The 15902-nt window shown below is 47.3% G+C and carries 13 protein-coding genes and 2 rRNA genes (1 of these 15 only partly in view); 12 read left to right on the top strand and 3 right to left on the bottom strand.

Translation table 11 applies throughout. The annotated features are described in order from the left end of the window. Positions 1–99: 99 nt before the first annotated feature. From ntdP to M1E03_RS16910, 7 genes are all read left to right on the top strand, one after another. Positions 100–630 carry a nucleoside tri-diphosphate phosphatase gene (ntdP, locus tag M1E03_RS16940; RefSeq protein WP_003179942.1) on the top strand — a complete coding sequence of 177 codons (531 nt, stop codon included), beginning with the start codon at positions 100–102 and terminating at the stop codon, positions 628–630. 75 nt (positions 631–705) lie between these two features. Further along, positions 706–2448: an ABC transporter ATP-binding protein gene (locus M1E03_RS16935; RefSeq protein ID WP_020450630.1), complete on the top strand. Its 1743-nt coding sequence runs from the start codon at positions 706–708 to the stop codon at positions 2446–2448. 130 nt (positions 2449–2578) lie between these two features. Beyond that, the gene (locus M1E03_RS16930; RefSeq protein ID WP_144497578.1) at positions 2579–3559 is read left to right on the top strand and encodes an ABC transporter ATP-binding protein; all 981 of its coding nucleotides are present in this window, start codon (positions 2579–2581) and stop codon (positions 3557–3559) included. Further along, positions 3556–4512 carry an ABC transporter ATP-binding protein gene (locus M1E03_RS16925; protein ID WP_145654150.1) on the top strand — a complete coding sequence of 319 codons (957 nt, stop codon included), beginning with the start codon at positions 3556–3558 and terminating at the stop codon, positions 4510–4512. Before M1E03_RS16930 ends, M1E03_RS16925 begins: the two co-directional genes overlap by 4 nt. Then, on the top strand, positions 4509–6107 hold the full coding sequence (locus M1E03_RS16920; RefSeq protein WP_026580617.1) for an ABC transporter substrate-binding protein: 1599 nt from the start codon (positions 4509–4511) through the stop codon (positions 6105–6107). Before M1E03_RS16925 ends, M1E03_RS16920 begins: the two co-directional genes overlap by 4 nt. Positions 6108–6120: 13 nt before the next feature. Further along, complete coding sequence (locus M1E03_RS16915; RefSeq protein ID WP_020450634.1) at positions 6121–7122, top strand: ABC transporter permease; 1002 nt, start codon at positions 6121–6123, stop codon at positions 7120–7122. A 12-nt stretch (positions 7123–7134) separates the two neighbouring features. Next, a complete protein-coding gene (locus M1E03_RS16910; protein WP_020450635.1) occupies positions 7135–8025 on the top strand; it encodes an ABC transporter permease in 891 nt (296 codons plus the stop codon). A 30-nt stretch (positions 8026–8055) separates the two neighbouring features. On the opposite strand, the gene M1E03_RS16905 is transcribed toward M1E03_RS16910, so the two are convergent. Next, a complete protein-coding gene (locus M1E03_RS16905) occupies positions 8056–9126 on the bottom strand; it encodes an FUSC family protein (protein WP_020450637.1) in 1071 nt (356 codons plus the stop codon). Positions 9127–9377: 251 nt separating this feature from the next. Next, complete coding sequence (locus M1E03_RS16900; RefSeq protein ID WP_026580616.1) at positions 9378–10676, bottom strand: glutamate-1-semialdehyde 2,1-aminomutase; 1299 nt, start codon at positions 10674–10676, stop codon at positions 9378–9380. 154 nt (positions 10677–10830) lie between these two features. Here M1E03_RS16900 and bcp point away from each other — a divergent pair, with 154 nt between their 5' ends. Further along, a complete protein-coding gene (bcp, locus tag M1E03_RS16895; RefSeq protein WP_023855987.1) occupies positions 10831–11304 on the top strand; it encodes a thioredoxin-dependent thiol peroxidase in 474 nt (157 codons plus the stop codon). A gap of 212 nt (positions 11305–11516) precedes the next feature. Next, positions 11517–11954: a peroxide-responsive transcriptional repressor PerR gene (gene perR, locus M1E03_RS16890; RefSeq protein WP_003179961.1), complete on the top strand. Its 438-nt coding sequence runs from the start codon at positions 11517–11519 to the stop codon at positions 11952–11954. A 48-nt stretch (positions 11955–12002) separates the two neighbouring features. Here the strand turns inward: perR and M1E03_RS16885 are convergent, their stop codons facing one another. After that, a complete protein-coding gene (locus M1E03_RS16885) occupies positions 12003–12350 on the bottom strand; it encodes a YgzB family protein (protein ID WP_020450640.1) in 348 nt (115 codons plus the stop codon). A gap of 218 nt (positions 12351–12568) precedes the next feature. On the opposite strand from M1E03_RS16885, the gene M1E03_RS16880 reads away from it, so the two are divergent. The 3 genes from M1E03_RS16880 to M1E03_RS16870 all read left to right on the top strand — a co-directional run. Next, positions 12569–13453: a nucleotidyltransferase-like protein gene (locus M1E03_RS16880; RefSeq protein WP_020450641.1), complete on the top strand. Its 885-nt coding sequence runs from the start codon at positions 12569–12571 to the stop codon at positions 13451–13453. A gap of 223 nt (positions 13454–13676) precedes the next feature. After that, positions 13677–15226: ribosomal RNA gene (locus tag M1E03_RS16875) — 16S ribosomal RNA — on the top strand. 171 nt (positions 15227–15397) lie between these two features. Next, a 23S ribosomal RNA gene (locus M1E03_RS16870) occupies positions 15398–15902 on the top strand (it continues 2425 nt past the right edge of the window). Together the 16S and 23S rRNA genes form the textbook arrangement of a ribosomal RNA operon.

Raw genomic sequence — 15902 nt, 5'->3', positions numbered from 1 at the left:
TTTTATTTTCAAACGTTATAATAAATAAAAGAACTGTCGGACAGGCGATGTGACACACTGACTTGTAAGGCTTTTGCAAAGAAAGTAGGGGAGAAAAACATGGGCTTTCCCAAGGAAGGAGAAACCATTCAAATTCATAGCTATAAGCACAATGGACAGATTCATCGGATTTGGAATGAAACAACGATTTTAAAAGCAACGGAATTGTGCATCATCGGCGCCAATGACCGGACAATGGTCACAGAATCTGACGGCCGGACATGGGTGACGCGAGAGCCCGCAATTTGTTATTTCCATGCAAAGCAGTGGTTTAACGTCATCGGCATGCTTCGCGAAGACGGGATTTATTACTATTGCAACATCAGCTCGCCGTTTGCTTTGGACGATGAAGCCATCAAATACATCGACTATGATTTAGACGTGAAAGTCTTTCCGGATATGACGTATCATATTCTTGATGAAGATGAGTACGCGGATCATAAAAAGGCGATGAATTATCCGAAGGAAATCGACGGCATTTTAAGGTACCACTTAAATACGTTGCTGCATTGGATACACCAAAGAAAAGGCCCGTTTGCATCTGAATTTATTGATATTTGGTATGAACGGTATTTGCATTATACAAAATAAACCTGAAAAACCTGTTGAGACCAACAGGTTTTTTGCGGTGTACTCACACATCAAGATATAGAGGGGGGAAGACGTGTGGGGGTAATCAGAAGGTACATGGAATTTGTGAAGCCGTATAAATGGAAAATCGTTTTGACGGTTTTAATCGGTATTATTAAATTTTCTATTCCGCTGGTCATCCCGCTTCTGCTGAAATACGTCGTTGACGACATCATCCAGGGGAGCGGAACCACTGAAGAAAAAACATCCACATTATTCATGGTAATGGCGGTTATGTTCGCCATTTTTTTGGTGCTTCGGCCGCCTGTCGAATACTATCGGCAATATTTCGCACAGTGGACGGCAAGCAAGGTGCTTTATGATATCAGGGACAAGCTGTTTGCACACATTCAAAAGCTGAGCCTCAGGTATTATGCAAACACCCGCGCAGGAGAAATCATTTCAAGGGTCATCAACGATGTCGAGCAGACAAAGGAATTTGTCATCATCGGGTTGATGAACGTATGGCTTGACGTGATGACGATTTTTATCGCCATCGCCATCATGCTGACGATGGATGTGAAGCTGACGCTTATTTCGATCGTGCTGTTTCCGCTTTACGGACTGTCTGTTAAATTCTTCTACGGCAGGCTCAGAAAGCTGACGAGAGAACGTTCCCAGGCGCTGGCCGAGGTGCAGGGCCACCTTCATGAAAGGGTTCAGGGGATGCCTGTCATCAGGAGTTTTGCGATCGAGGATTATGAACAGAAGCAATTTGATCACGAGAACGCGAATTTTCTCGGCAAAGCAATCCGCCATACGGCCTGGAATGCCAAAACGTTTGCCGTCGTCAATACGGTTACAGACCTCGCTCCGCTGATCATCATTACGGTTGCGGGTTACCATGTGATTCACGGGTCCCTTACTGTAGGAACGATGGTGGCGTTTTTCGGATATATTGAACGCCTCTACAACCCGCTGCGCCGCCTGATCAATTCATCGACAACATTGACGCAGTCGATCGCATCGATGGACAGGCTGTTTGAATTTATTGATGAACCGTATGAATTAAAAGATAAACCCAATGCTGTAAAAGCAGAGCGGTTAAAAGGAATTGTTGAATTCAAAAATGTTTCCTTCCAATACGAAAAGTCGGAAGAAATGATTCTGCAGAATCTTTCTTTGAAAGCGGAACGGGGCGAAACGGTCGCACTCGTCGGGATGAGCGGAGGCGGAAAATCAACGCTCGTCAGCCTCATTCCGAGATTCTACGATGTCTCAGCCGGAAGCCTGGAGATCGACGGCATCGATGTGCGCGATTACCAGGCGCAGAGCCTTAGAAACCAAATCGGCATGGTGCTTCAGGATACATTTTTATTTAGCGAATCGGTACGTGAAAACATATCGATCGGAAATCCCGAAGCTTCGATGGAAGACATCATTGAAGCGGCAAAAGCCGCGAATGCCCATGATTTTATTATGGAACTGCCGCAAGGCTATGATACAAAGGTCGGAGAAAGGGGCGTCAAGCTGTCCGGAGGCCAAAAACAGCGGATATCAATCGCCAGGGTGTTCCTGAAGAATCCGCCTCTCTTAATTTTGGATGAAGCGACATCAGCGCTTGACCTTGAAAGCGAGCACTATATTCAGGAAGCGATGGAAAAGCTCGCGAAAGACCGGACGACCTTTATCGTTGCCCACAGATTGTCGACGATTACCCACGCTGACAAAATCGTCGTCATCGAAAACGGACGTGTCGCGGAAGTCGGCACACATGACGAATTAATGAGCCGCGACGGCCACTATAAGCATTTATTTACCATTCAAAAATTAAACTAAAACCGCCAAAAGCCTGACTTTCGTTTGAAGCCGAACGATTGTCAGGCTTTTTCTTTCCATGCAAATTTCGTACATATTTCCTATCCCGTCTAAATACAATTTAAAAAATACAAGCTCCGGAGGTGTATAAGTGACAAAAGAAAAATTGCTTGAAGTATCGGATTTGTCGATTTCGTTTCACCAGAAAAAGTCTGAAACCCCGATTGTGCAAGGCATTTCTTTCGATCTCCATCCCGGAGAAATCATGGGAGTCGTCGGAGAGTCCGGCTGCGGCAAGAGCGTCACCTCTTTGGCTTTAATGGGGCTGAACGCAAACACCCGAACGACGGGCCGGATCAAGTTTCAAAACAAAGATCTTCTCATGCAGTCTGAAAAAGAATGGAGACAGATGCGCGGCAATGACATCGCAATGGTTTTTCAAGAGCCGATGACCTCCCTCAACCCCCTTTTCACAATTGGCGATCAATTAACAGAAGCACTCTCCAGCCATACCAATATTCATAAAAAAGAAGCAAGAAGAAAAGCCGTTCAAATGCTGGAAACCGTCGGCCTGCCGAGGGCGGACCAGCTGATGAAGCAGTATCCCCACGAACTGTCGGGAGGCATGAGGCAGCGGGTCATGATCGCAATGGCATTAATTTGCGAACCGAAGCTGCTGATCGCCGATGAACCGACAACAGCTCTCGACGTCACCATCCAGGCCCAGATTCTGTCCCTGCTGAAAAAGCTCAATGCCGAATTTAACACAGCCATTCTCCTCATTACCCACGATCTTGGCGTCGTTCACAATACATGTGAACGCGTGATGATCATGTATGCCGGCCGGATCGTTGAAGAGGGCGGTGTCACCGCTGTTTTTGACAGTCCGAAACACCCTTATACAAAAGGCTTGTTCGCCTCTATTCCGGCATTCACAGACAAATCCGAGCGGCTGTCTTCGATTGAGGGGCAGGTGCCGAAGCCGGGATCGATTAAAAAAGGCTGTATGTTTGCGCCGCGATGCCCCCATAAACATGAACGCTGCATTGAAGAAGCGCCCGGATTGAACAAGCTGAAGGATGATCATGCTGTAAGCTGCTTTCTCTATGAAGAGGAAGGTGTTTTCAAATGAATCGCGAACTGCTGAGCGTTCAAGAGCTGAAAACGTATTACCGCGTGTCCCGTAAGAAAATCGTGAAAGCGGTCGATGATGTTACACTGTCAGTTGAAAAAGGCGAAATCTTAGGGGTTGTCGGGGAATCCGGCTGCGGAAAATCGACCTTGGGAAAATCGATATTGCGGCTGACCGAACCGACTTCGGGAAAGGTGACTTTTCTCGGGCAGGAGATGACAGACCTTAATGCAAAAGATCTTCGCAACATGAGAAGGCATATACAAATGATTTTTCAAGACCCGTACGCTTCGTTAAATCCGCGCATGAAAATAAAGGATATTTTGGAAGAACCGCTGATCGTTCATCAACTCGGAAAGAAGGCGGAAAGGAGAGAGGTCGTGCGCTCGATGCTTGAAATTGTCGGCCTTGATGCTTCATACGGCGACCGGTACGCACACCAATTCAGCGGCGGTCAGAGGCAAAGGATCGGCATTGCAAAAGCGCTGATCACTAAGCCAAAACTAATCATTGCCGATGAACCTGTCTCCGCGCTTGATGTATCCGTTCAGGCGCAGATCTTAAATCTGCTGAATGATTTGCAGGAGGCATTCGATTTAACGTTTCTGTTTATTTCTCATGATCTCGCAGTCGTTCGCTATATCAGCGACAGGGTGGCCGTGATGTATTTCGGAAAGATCGTCGAGATGGCGGACGCCGAATCGTTATTTAGAGAGCCGAAACACCCGTATACAGAAACGCTGTTAGCGGCAGTACCGGTCATCGGCAAAGGCGAAGCGGTTCATACGGCACCGGATATTGCCGAGCCCCGCATGAGTGAAAAGGGCTGTCCTTTTTACAGCAGATGCATGAAGCGGGCAGCGGTTTGTCTGGAAGTGGAGCCGCCTCTTGAAGAGACTGCGGACGGGCATTATGTCGCATGCCATTTTACCAATAAGGAGGCAGTACGATGAAAAAGAAAAGCTGGCTGATCTGTTTGGGAATGATTCTGTCTGTTTCCGCTTTTTTAATGGGATGCTCCGGTAACGAAAGCGGAAAAAACGACGGAGAGACGAACGGGGGAAAAGATACGCTGATCATCGGCAGAGGCGGTGATTCAACATCGCTTGATCCGATCACAACGACAGAAGGCGAAGCGTTTAAAGTGACGATCAATATGTTTGAGACCTTGCTGAATTACGGAGAACAAGACACTACGCTGAAGGAAGGCCTCGCGGTCAAATGGGACGCTTCAGATGACGGTTTGACCTACACACTGGAGCTGAGGCAAGGCGTGAAATTCCATGACGGAACGGATTTTAATGCAGAAGCCGTCAAATACAATTTTGAGCGGTGGATGAACGGGGATGAAGAAAAATTTCCTTACTACGGCATGTTCGGAGGCTATAAGAAAGATGAGGGGCATGTCATCAAAGATATAAAAGTGCTCGACGACCATAAGATTCAGTTCATTTTAAAACGCCCGCAAGCGCCGTTTTTAAAGAACCTTGCCATGACTTCATTCGGGATTGCGAGTCCTGCCGCCATCGAAAAATACGGCGAAAAATTCAGGGAGCACCCCGTCGGCACGGGCCCTTACAAATTTGTCGAATGGAAGCCGAACGACCGGATCGTTCTTGAAAAAAATGAAGACTATTGGGATCAAGGTAAACCGAAATTGCAGAAGATCATTTTCAGAGCCATTCCTGAAAACTCAGCCCGCTTAAATGCGTTGAAGACGGGCGAAATCGACCTAATGGACGGCGTCAATCCGTCTGATATCGAAAGCATCAAAGCAGACGCCAATCTGAAAACATTTGAAAGGCCTTCAATGAACGTCGGGTATCTCGGAATGACGACGACAAGAAAGCCATTTGACAATAAGCTGGTCCGCCAGGCGCTGAACCATGCTGTTGATAAACAGGCGATTATCGATTCCTTCTACGGAGGCCTCGCCGAATCTGCCAAAAACCCGCTCCCTCCTTCACTTGAAGGATACAACGATCAGATAAAGGAATATCCGTATGATTTAAAAAAGGCAAAAGAACTCTTAAAAGAAGCCGGATTCCCGGACGGGTTTAAAATGAAGCTTTGGGCAATGCCTGTCCCGCGGCCATATATGCCGGACGGTATGAAAATAGCCGAAGTGATTCAATCAAGCTTCGAAAAAATCGGCGTCAAAGCGGAAATCGTCACTTACGACTGGGCGACGTATTTGGATAAGGTGAGCAAAGGGGAAGCTGACGCGTTTTTGATGGGCTGGACCGGAGACAATGGAGATCCGGACAACTTCATTTATACCCTGCTTGATAAAGATAATATCGGCGGTAACAACTATACGTACTTCAGCAATGACGAGCTTCATGACATCTTAATCGAAGCACAGTCAGACCCTGACCAAAAGAAGAGAAATAAACTGTATCAAGATGCGCAGGAGCTCCTCCATGAAGAATCGCCTTGGATTCCGCTTGTCCATTCCACGCCGATTTTGGCCGGTTCAAAAGATATCGAAGGATATGCTCCGCATCCGACAGGGAGTGAAGTATTGTCCGGCGTAGAGTTTAAATAGGTGGTGACAGCCATTGCTTGCGTACTGTTTAAAACGGACGGGGATGCTGATCCCCGTTCTCATTGGCATGACACTGGTCGTTTTTTCGATCATCCGCTTTATTCCCGGCAACCCCGCCCAGGTTATTCTCGGTCAGAGGGCGACAAAGGAAGCGGTGCAGCAGCTGACCATCCAGCTCGGCCTTGATCAGCCGTGGTATGTGCAATACGCCAGATATATCGGGGATTTGCTGAAAGGGGATCTCGGGACATCAATCCGCACGGGAGCGGCGATTACGCAAGAAATAAAGCCGTATTTGTTCGCCACTCTCGAGCTTGCTTTTTTCGCGATGCTGATCGCAGTGTTTGTCGGCGTGAATGCCGGAATCATCAGCGCGTGGTTTAAGAATTCGGTATTCGACTATATCGCGATGCTGGTTGCTTTAATTGGCGTGTCGATGCCGATTTTTTGGCTTGGTCTGATGGGCCAGTGGTTCTTTTCGATCGAGCTTGGCTGGCTGCCGACAACGGGAAGGGAGAATGTCAGAAATCCGGTCGAAGCCTTTACTTACATTCATACACTGGACACCCTTTTGCACGGAAGATTTGATCAGTTTGCAGAAACCATCCGCCATTTAATTCTGCCGGGAACCGCTCTTGCCACCATTCCCGCCGCGATCATTGCGAGAATTACAAGGGCCAGCATGATAGAGGTGCTGCAGTCCGATTATATCCGCACGGCAAAAGCAAAAGGCGTGCATATGTTTTTCGTTATCTATAAGCACGGTTTAAAAAATGCGTTCATTCCGGTGTTGACCGTCATCGGCCTGCAAACCGGACTTTTACTGGGCGGCGCGATTTTAACGGAGACGATTTTTGCCTGGCCCGGCATCGGCCGGTACATTTATGATGCGATCAGCTACCGCGACTACCCGGTTATCCAATCGGGCATTCTCGTGATCGCCTTCATCTTCGTCATGATTAACTTCATTGTTGATCTGCTGTACGCTGTCATCGATCCGAGAATTAAATATTAGGAGGCGGGAAATGTGGTTGTGCTTCAAAATGAACAGCAGAGGGAGGACGTGAAGGTGCGTTCGCCTTTGGCGGAACATATTCGGCGGTTCTTTGAGCATAAACTGGCTGCCGCCGGCACGATTTTAGTCGCGCTGTTTATCCTGCTGGCCATCTTCGCGCCGCTCATCGCACCCTATGGAATAAACGACCAGTCACTGTCAGACAGGCTTGCCGCTCCGTCTGCTGAACACCTTTTTGGAACGGACGATTTTGGCAGGGATATTTTTTCAAGGGTGCTGTACGGCGCGAGGCTGTCTTTATGGGTCGGCTTTTTCTCCTGTCTGGCATCGGCCTTGGCGGGGACGCTGTTAGGGCTGATCGCCGGTTTTTACGGCAGATGGGCTGATGCGTTGATTTCGCGGCTGTTTGATATCATGCTCGCGTTTCCCAGCATTCTGCTGGCGATCGCCATTGTGGCGATTCTCGGGCCTTCCCTTGAAAATGCCCTGATTGCCATCGCCATCATCAACGTTCCGACGTTTGGCAGGCTCGTTCGTTCAAAAGTGCTCAGCATCAGGCAGGAGGAATATGTCTTATCTGCGCGTGCTGTCGGGATGTCCAATATGAGGATGATGTTTAAACACATTCTTCCCAACAGCATGGCCCCGGTTATCGTTCAAGCGACACTGAATATTGGAACGGCGATTATAGAAGCGGCCGCGCTCGGATTTTTAGGGTTGGGGGCGCAGGCGCCGAACCCGGAGTGGGGAAAAATGCTTGCAGATGCCCGGCCTTATTTGGCGCAGGCCCCGTGGACATTATTTTTTCCGGGATTTGCGATCATGCTGACCGTGCTCGGCTTTAATCTGATGGGAGACGGCCTGCGCGACACCCTTGATCCGAAAATGAAGGAAGGAAAATAAAAAAACCGGTTAACGTATTCGTTAACCGGTTTACTCTTCCTCAACTTCAAGCTCACTGTCTTTTTTGTGGTACGTCTGAAAGCTTGTGAGCAAGGTTTCCAAATGTTCAAGCTGTTCTCGGTATTCTACGGTGCTCGCCATAATGGTCAGCATATTGTAGTCCAACAGTTCTTCTTTCAATTTGTCCTGGTTTTTCAGGAATGATTCGGTCAAGTGCTGTTTGTACACGTCTCCTTCTTCGTGAAGGTCGACGTGATCCTGCGTTTTAATCCTGCCGACGAATCTCATTAAAATTCGCTCGTGCCAATGGAGAAGATAATCAAGCTCTTCGACCAGCGTTTCTTGAAATTCTTCAGGCATATGACAAAACTCGTTTTCAAGCCGGTGCAGTTTTTTCAAAGCATCAAGCGCGCGGTTTGATGCAATGATCGCCTGTCTGAACAGCACGAGCTTTCGCTGTTTTACATATGTGGAACGTTTTAAATAGCTTCTTTCTTCTTTGTAAAGCAAGTAAAGGTGATCGACCTTCATCATTTTTTCTTTCAGCTTTTCAATGTCTTCTTTCAGCATGGAGTGTTCCGTTGTCTTCCGCGTCAACAATCTGATCCATTTAATGACTTCATCTGTATTTTCAACAACATGGCTGACGAGCTTCGTTTCATATTTAGGCGGCAGAAAAATCAGGTTGACCAGGAACGCAGACAATACGCCCAAAATAACCGTTCCGGTTCTCACCAAGGCAAACCATAAAAAGTTGTCGCCGGAGCTCTCCAATATGGCAATAACGGTGACGAGAGCGATCGAAATTGTATTCTCGATCTTCAGCTTCAGGTTGATCGTAATGACGATTACCGCCGTCAATCCGATGATGATCGGACTGGGTTCAAAAATAAGTCCAAAAATAATGGCTGTGGCAGCTCCGATTATGTTCGCCTGCACTTGATCGACAATCGTCAAAAATGAACGATAGATCGAAGGCTGTATCGCGAAGATAGCCGCGATTCCCGCGAAGACAGGAGTCGGAAGGCCGAGCCAAGACGCGAGGTAAAGCGCAAGCGTAATGGCAATGCCTGTTTTGAAAATACGGGCACCAAGTTTCATTAGGCTGTACTTGCATCCCTTTCTATAATAAAATTCGTTCTTTACAGAAAATGAATTGTATTGAACATTCCCTCTCTGTTAATTTGCCAAACAATAAAGTAATATACAGCGATCTTCCGAAATATTCAACCCATTTTTAAGAAAAAACAAATCATTGACAAAAAAGAAAAACAAGCCGGTGAAAAGTGCCTGTTCACCGCGTTTACAAAGTGCTCCGCATTTGATAAAAAGAGAGCGGACCCGCTCTCTTTTTATATGCGTTGTTTCAATTGTTTAAATGAGTCATCCACGGCTTTAAGCGTCGCTTTAATGTCCTCTTCCGTGTGCGCGGTGGTGATAAACCATGCTTCATATTTTGAAGGCGCAAGATTAACACCGCGCTCAAGCATCAGTTTGAAAAAGGCAGCGAACATTTCTCCGTCCGTATTTTCGGCTTGCTCATAGTTTTCGACTTTTTCGTTCGTAAAGTATACGGTGAGCGCGCCTTTAAGACGGTTGACAGTGATGTTGATGCCGTGGGTTTCGGCGTGTCCCAGGATACCTTCTTCAAGCATAGCGCCGAGGCGGTCAAGTTTTTCGTATGTGCCTTTTTCTTTCAGCACTTCAAGACAGGCGATACCTGAGAGGATCGAAGCCGGATTCCCCGCCATCGTGCCCGCTTGATAAGCAGGTCCGAGCGGTGCGACTTGTTCCATAATCTCTTTTTTGCCTCCGTATGCGCCGATCGGCAGGCCGCCGCCGATGATTTTGCCGAGCGCCGTCAAATCAGGTTTGACGCCAAGAAGATCCTGGGCGCCGCCGTACATAAAGCGGAAGGCGGTGATAACTTCATCATAGATGACAAGCGCTCCTGCATTATGCGTCAGTTCATTGACCTGTTCGAGGAATCCACTCTTCGGTTCAACGATCCCGAAGTTTCCGACAATCGGTTCAACGAGAACTGCCGCAATATCGTCCCCCCATTTATCGAGCGCTTCCTTATAGCTGTCGATATCATTGAAAGGAACGGTAATCACCTCGTTTGCGATGCTTTTTGGAACCCCGGCGGAATCAGGCGTGCCGAGCGTTGACGGACCTGAACCGGCCGCCACCAGCACAAGATCGGAATGGCCGTGGTAGCAGCCGGCGAACTTGATGATTTTCGTTCTGCCTGTATAGGCCCGGGCGACGCGAATCGTCGTCATCACGGCTTCCGTTCCTGAATTGACGAATCTCACTTTATCCAAGGCAGGAATCGCTTCTTTAAGCATCTTGGCAAATGTCACTTCATGCTTTGTCGGCGTGCCGTAAAGCACCCCGTTCTCAGCAGCTGTTTGAATCGCTTTTGTGATATGCGGGTGAGCGTGACCCGTAATAATCGGTCCGTAGGCGGCAAGGTAGTCTATGTATTTGTTGCCGTCCACATCCCAAAAATAAGCGCCGCTTCCCCTCTCCATTGCGACGGGAGAACCTCCGCCGACCGCTTTATAAGACCTAGAGGGGCTGTTGACGCCTCCGACTATATGTTGAAGAGCTTCTTCATGAAGCTTTTCAGATTGAGTATGCTGCATAATATCCTCCTCATTTCTGCACCTTTTATCTATTTCTATATTGTAACACGAGGCGGACAGAGCGCAAAAAGAAGCCGCCGAACATTTGAACAAGACGGCGCTGTTTTTTATAATGGGGGAAAGCAAGCGATTAAACATAACAGGAGGCAAAACAATGACTGTTGAAATTGGACAAAAGGTGCCTGATATTGAACTGCTGGGCGATCACGGAGAAAAAGTAAAGCTGTCGGATTTTGAAGGAAAGTATGTCGTGCTCTATTTTTACCCGAAAGATATGACGCCGGGATGCACAACGGAAGCGTGCGATTTCAGAGACCGACATGAAAGCTTTGCTGAACTTGATGCCGTCATCATCGGAGTCAGCCCTGACGACCAGACAAGACATGAAAAATTCAAGCAGAAACACGATCTGCCGTTTCTGCTGCTCGTCGATGATGAACACAAGCTCGCTGAAAGCTTTGACGTATGGAAGCTGAAGAAGAATTTCGGCAAGGAATACATGGGTGTTGAACGGTCGACATTCCTGATTGATAAAGAAGGCCGCCTTGTGAAAGAGTGGCGGAAAGTAAAGGTAAAAGACCATGTCGCAGAAGCGCTTCAAGCAGTAAAAGAAATCGCGGAAGCGTAAAGCTCTTGCGGGAGGCCGGACTGTATTTTAGTTTGGTCTCTTTTTACGCTCATATTCGTCTGTCTGACCGGACATGCTGATCATATCGGCCTTTTTCGCCTTAAAAATAGCTTTTTCACAGGGATTGGAATTGACAAAGATTCTGATCAGGAGTTACACTAATTATAAACGTTATAATGTAAGAATTTTTTTTAGAAGAGAGGTGCATGACGATGGCTGAACATAACCTGAAAGAAGCGTTGGAAGCGTTGAAGGAAACCGGGGTTCGAATTACTCCTCAACGTCATGCCATTCTGGAATTTCTCGTGAATTCTATGTCTCATCCAACTGCAGATGATATATATAAAGCTCTGGAAGGGAAATTTCCAAACATGAGCGTAGCAACGGTTTACAACAATTTGCGGGTTTTTAAGGAATCAGGGCTCGTTAAGGAATTAACGTACGGAGATTCCTCCAGCCGGTTTGACTTCGTGACATCCGAGCATTATCACGCAATTTGCGAACGCTGCGGGAAAATCGTCGACTTTCATTATCCCGGCCTCGACGAAGTGGAGCAGCTGGCTTCACATGTGACAGGATTCAAAGTCAGTCACCATAGACTGGAGATATACGGTTTATGTCAGGAATGCGACAAAAAAGAAAGCCATTAAAAAGAGCTGGCCGCTTTTTTAACGGTCAGCTTATTTTTATTGCAGTATCTACTGAGACTTTCGATTATACGATTCGTTAAACTCTTTTCCTTCGAGGTTTTTATCCAGTGTCAGAGGCTCCCTGCAATGCATGCACATATCGACCCGGCCTAAAATCTTGGTCGGTTTTTCACAGTTTGGACAGACGACTTGAACCGCTTTCGTTGAAAGCATGCCGATCCAAAAATAAACCGCTGTGCTCAACAAGATAGACAATACCCCCAAGATCATAAACACCGACATCAAGAGGATCGAGGACCTAAAAAAGATCCCGACATACATAATAATGAAGCCTATAAATACAAGGCTTAACGCAAACGTTCTGATTTTGTTGATTTTGCTAGAGTATTTTGCCATATCCATCCCCCTGTCTCTAATATAGCATAGAAAAGATGTGTTATTCTTTAATTAAAACGAATCAATTGGAAAATTTCTATAGAGAGTTTTGGGGAAATTGATTATAATAATTCAATGTGTTTTCAAAATAAAGGAGTTTTTATTGGCTCGTAGAAATAGGTAGAAACAAGAGAGAAGCTTTTAGAGCAACGCATTTACATCGTATTGGAGGAATGGTGATGGAAAATCTTCTCCGTCCGATTTACCAAGAAAGAGCAAGCCGCCCTGACACACTCGCTGTCATGCTGATTGAGAGGAGAAATCAAACCTCATCTGCGACAGATAATTTTGATGCGGCATTGTTGATTATCGTTAATAAGGCTGAAGACCCTGTATTCGTGAAGCATTATGAGTTCGACGGAAAAACGGCTTCTCTTCATATTATTTCTGTTGAACAGCTTCAGGAATGGATTTTGCTCGGAACAAATAGAAGAATCATAGACTGGGTCCTCAATGGAAAGGTGCTTTTCGACCGAAACGAATTTATCGCCAAGCTGATTGAGCAGCTTAATACATTTCCGTTTTCAGAAAGAAAACTAAAAATCGGACTTGAATACGGGAAATTAATCAGAAGATATATAGAAGGGAAATCGTTTTTTGAGGACGGTCAATTTTTGGACGCCTACAATTCCATCGTACACGCCCTCCATCATTTGGCCAGAATCGAAGTGATCGATAAAGGTTTTCACCCAGAAGTTACGGTATGGAACCAAGTCCGCCACATGGAGCCTCAGGTTTATAAATTGTATAAGGAATTAATTGAGAGCAATGAAAGCTTGCAAAAACGGCTGGAGTTATTATTCCTCGCAAGCGATTTTCTCATTCATTCAAAAGCCGAAATCGGGGCCGCACATATTCTCAATGTCATGGATGAAAAAGAGGTTTGGCAATTTGCCGATCTTCTCAAGCATCCGGATCTCAAGTATTTCACGGCAGACCTGGGAGTCATACTGGAGTTCTTGGCTGAAAAGGACTTAGTCGGAGTCAAGCCGATTGAGACAAAGGGCCAAAAGATTTTTCACCGAGGATATTTTATCAAAAAAAGTGTTGACACTAATTTATAACGGTGATATATTATTAAGCGTCGCTGTTAGCGGAACGGTTTTTGAACTGAAAGCAGCAGCGACGAAAAAACAAAAAAACATTTGACACTCCTTGTTGAAAATGTTATACTAATAAAGTCGCTTCGGACAGGAGCGGAAATGATCTTTGAAAACTAAACAAGACAAAACGTACCTGTTAATTCATTAAATAAATCGCACATTTTGTGCGTAGTCATTATCAAACTTCATGGAGAGTTTGATCCTGGCTCAGGACGAACGCTGGCGGCGTGCCTAATACATGCAAGTCGAGCGGACAGATGGGAGCTTGCTCCCTGATGTTAGCGGCGGACGGGTGAGTAACACGTGGGTAACCTGCCTGTAAGACTGGGATAACTCCGGGAAACCGGGGCTAATACCGGATGCTTAATTGAACCGCATGGTTCAATTATAAAAGGTGGCTTTTAGCTACCACTTACAGATGGACCCGCGGCGCATTAGCTAGTTGGTGAGGTAACGGCTCACCAAGGCGACGATGCGTAGCCGACCTGAGAGGGTGATCGGCCACACTGGGACTGAGACACGGCCCAGACTCCTACGGGAGGCAGCAGTAGGGAATCTTCCGCAATGGACGAAAGTCTGACGGAGCAACGCCGCGTGAGTGATGAAGGTTTTCGGATCGTAAAACTCTGTTGTTAGGGAAGAACAAGTACCGTTCGAATAGGGCGGTACCTTGACGGTACCTAACCAGAAAGCCACGGCTAACTACGTGCCAGCAGCCGCGGTAATACGTAGGTGGCAAGCGTTGTCCGGAATTATTGGGCGTAAAGCGCGCGCAGGCGGTTTCTTAAGTCTGATGTGAAAGCCCCCGGCTCAACCGGGGAGGGTCATTGGAAACTGGGGAACTTGAGTGCAGAAGAGGAGAGTGGAATTCCACGTGTAGCGGTGAAATGCGTAGAGATGTGGAGGAACACCAGTGGCGAAGGCGACTCTCTGGTCTGTAACTGACGCTGAGGCGCGAAAGCGTGGGGAGCGAACAGGATTAGATACCCTGGTAGTCCACGCCGTAAACGATGAGTGCTAAGTGTTAGAGGGTTTCCGCCCTTTAGTGCTGCAGCAAACGCATTAAGCACTCCGCCTGGGGAGTACGGTCGCAAGACTGAAACTCAAAGGAATTGACGGGGGCCCGCACAAGCGGTGGAGCATGTGGTTTAATTCGAAGCAACGCGAAGAACCTTACCAGGTCTTGACATCCTCTGACAACCCTAGAGATAGGGCTTCCCCTTCGGGGGCAGAGTGACAGGTGGTGCATGGTTGTCGTCAGCTCGTGTCGTGAGATGTTGGGTTAAGTCCCGCAACGAGCGCAACCCTTGATCTTAGTTGCCAGCATTCAGTTGGGCACTCTAAGGTGACTGCCGGTGACAAACCGGAGGAAGGTGGGGATGACGTCAAATCATCATGCCCCTTATGACCTGGGCTACACACGTGCTACAATGGGCAGAACAAAGGGCAGCGAAGCCGCGAGGCTAAGCCAATCCCACAAATCTGTTCTCAGTTCAGATCGCAGTCTGCAACTCGACTGCGTGAAGCTGGAATCGCTAGTAATCGCGGATCAGCATGCCGCGGTGAATACGTTCCCGGGCCTTGTACACACCGCCCGTCACACCACGAGAGTTTGTAACACCCGAAGTCGGTGAGGTAACCTTTTGGAGCCAGCCGCCGAAGGTGGGACAGATGATTGGGGTGAAGTCGTAACAAGGTAGCCGTATCGGAAGGTGCGGCTGGATCACCTCCTTTCTAAGGATATTATACGGAATATAAGACCTTGCGGTCTTATAGACAGGTGCGTTTAGATCTTGTTTAGTTTTGAAGGATCATTCCTTCAAAGCGTGTTCTTTGAAAACTAGATAACAGTAGACATCACATTCAATTCGTAATGCAAGATATCACGTAGTGATTCTTTTTAACGGTTAAGTTAGAAAGGGCGCACGGTGGATGCCTTGGCACTAGGAGCCGATGAAGGACGGGACGAACACCGATATGCTTCGGGGAGCTGTAAGCAAGCTTTGATCCGGAGATTTCCGAATGGGGAAACCCACTGCTCGTAATGGAGCAGTATCCATATCTGAATTCATAGGATATGAGAAGGCAGACCCGGGGAACTGAAACATCTAAGTACCCGGAGGAAGAGAAAGCAAATGCGATTCCCTGAGTAGCGGCGAGCGAAACGGGAACAGCCCAAACCAAGAGGCTTGCCTCTTGGGGTTGTAGGACACTCTGTACGGAGTTACAAAAGAACGAGGTAGATGAAGAGGCCTGGAAAGGCCCGCCATAGGAGGTAACAGCCCTGTAGTCAAAACTTCGTTCTCTCCTGAGTGGATCCTGAGTACGGCGGAACACGTGAAATTCCGTCGGAATCCGGGAGGACCATCTCCCAAGGCTAAATACTCCCTAGTGACCGATAGTGAACCAG

Source organism: Bacillus sp. PK6-013 (assembly GCF_054161445.1).
The sequence above is the reverse complement of the archived record's forward strand: the minus strand, read 5'-3'. Positions and strand labels throughout refer to the sequence as shown.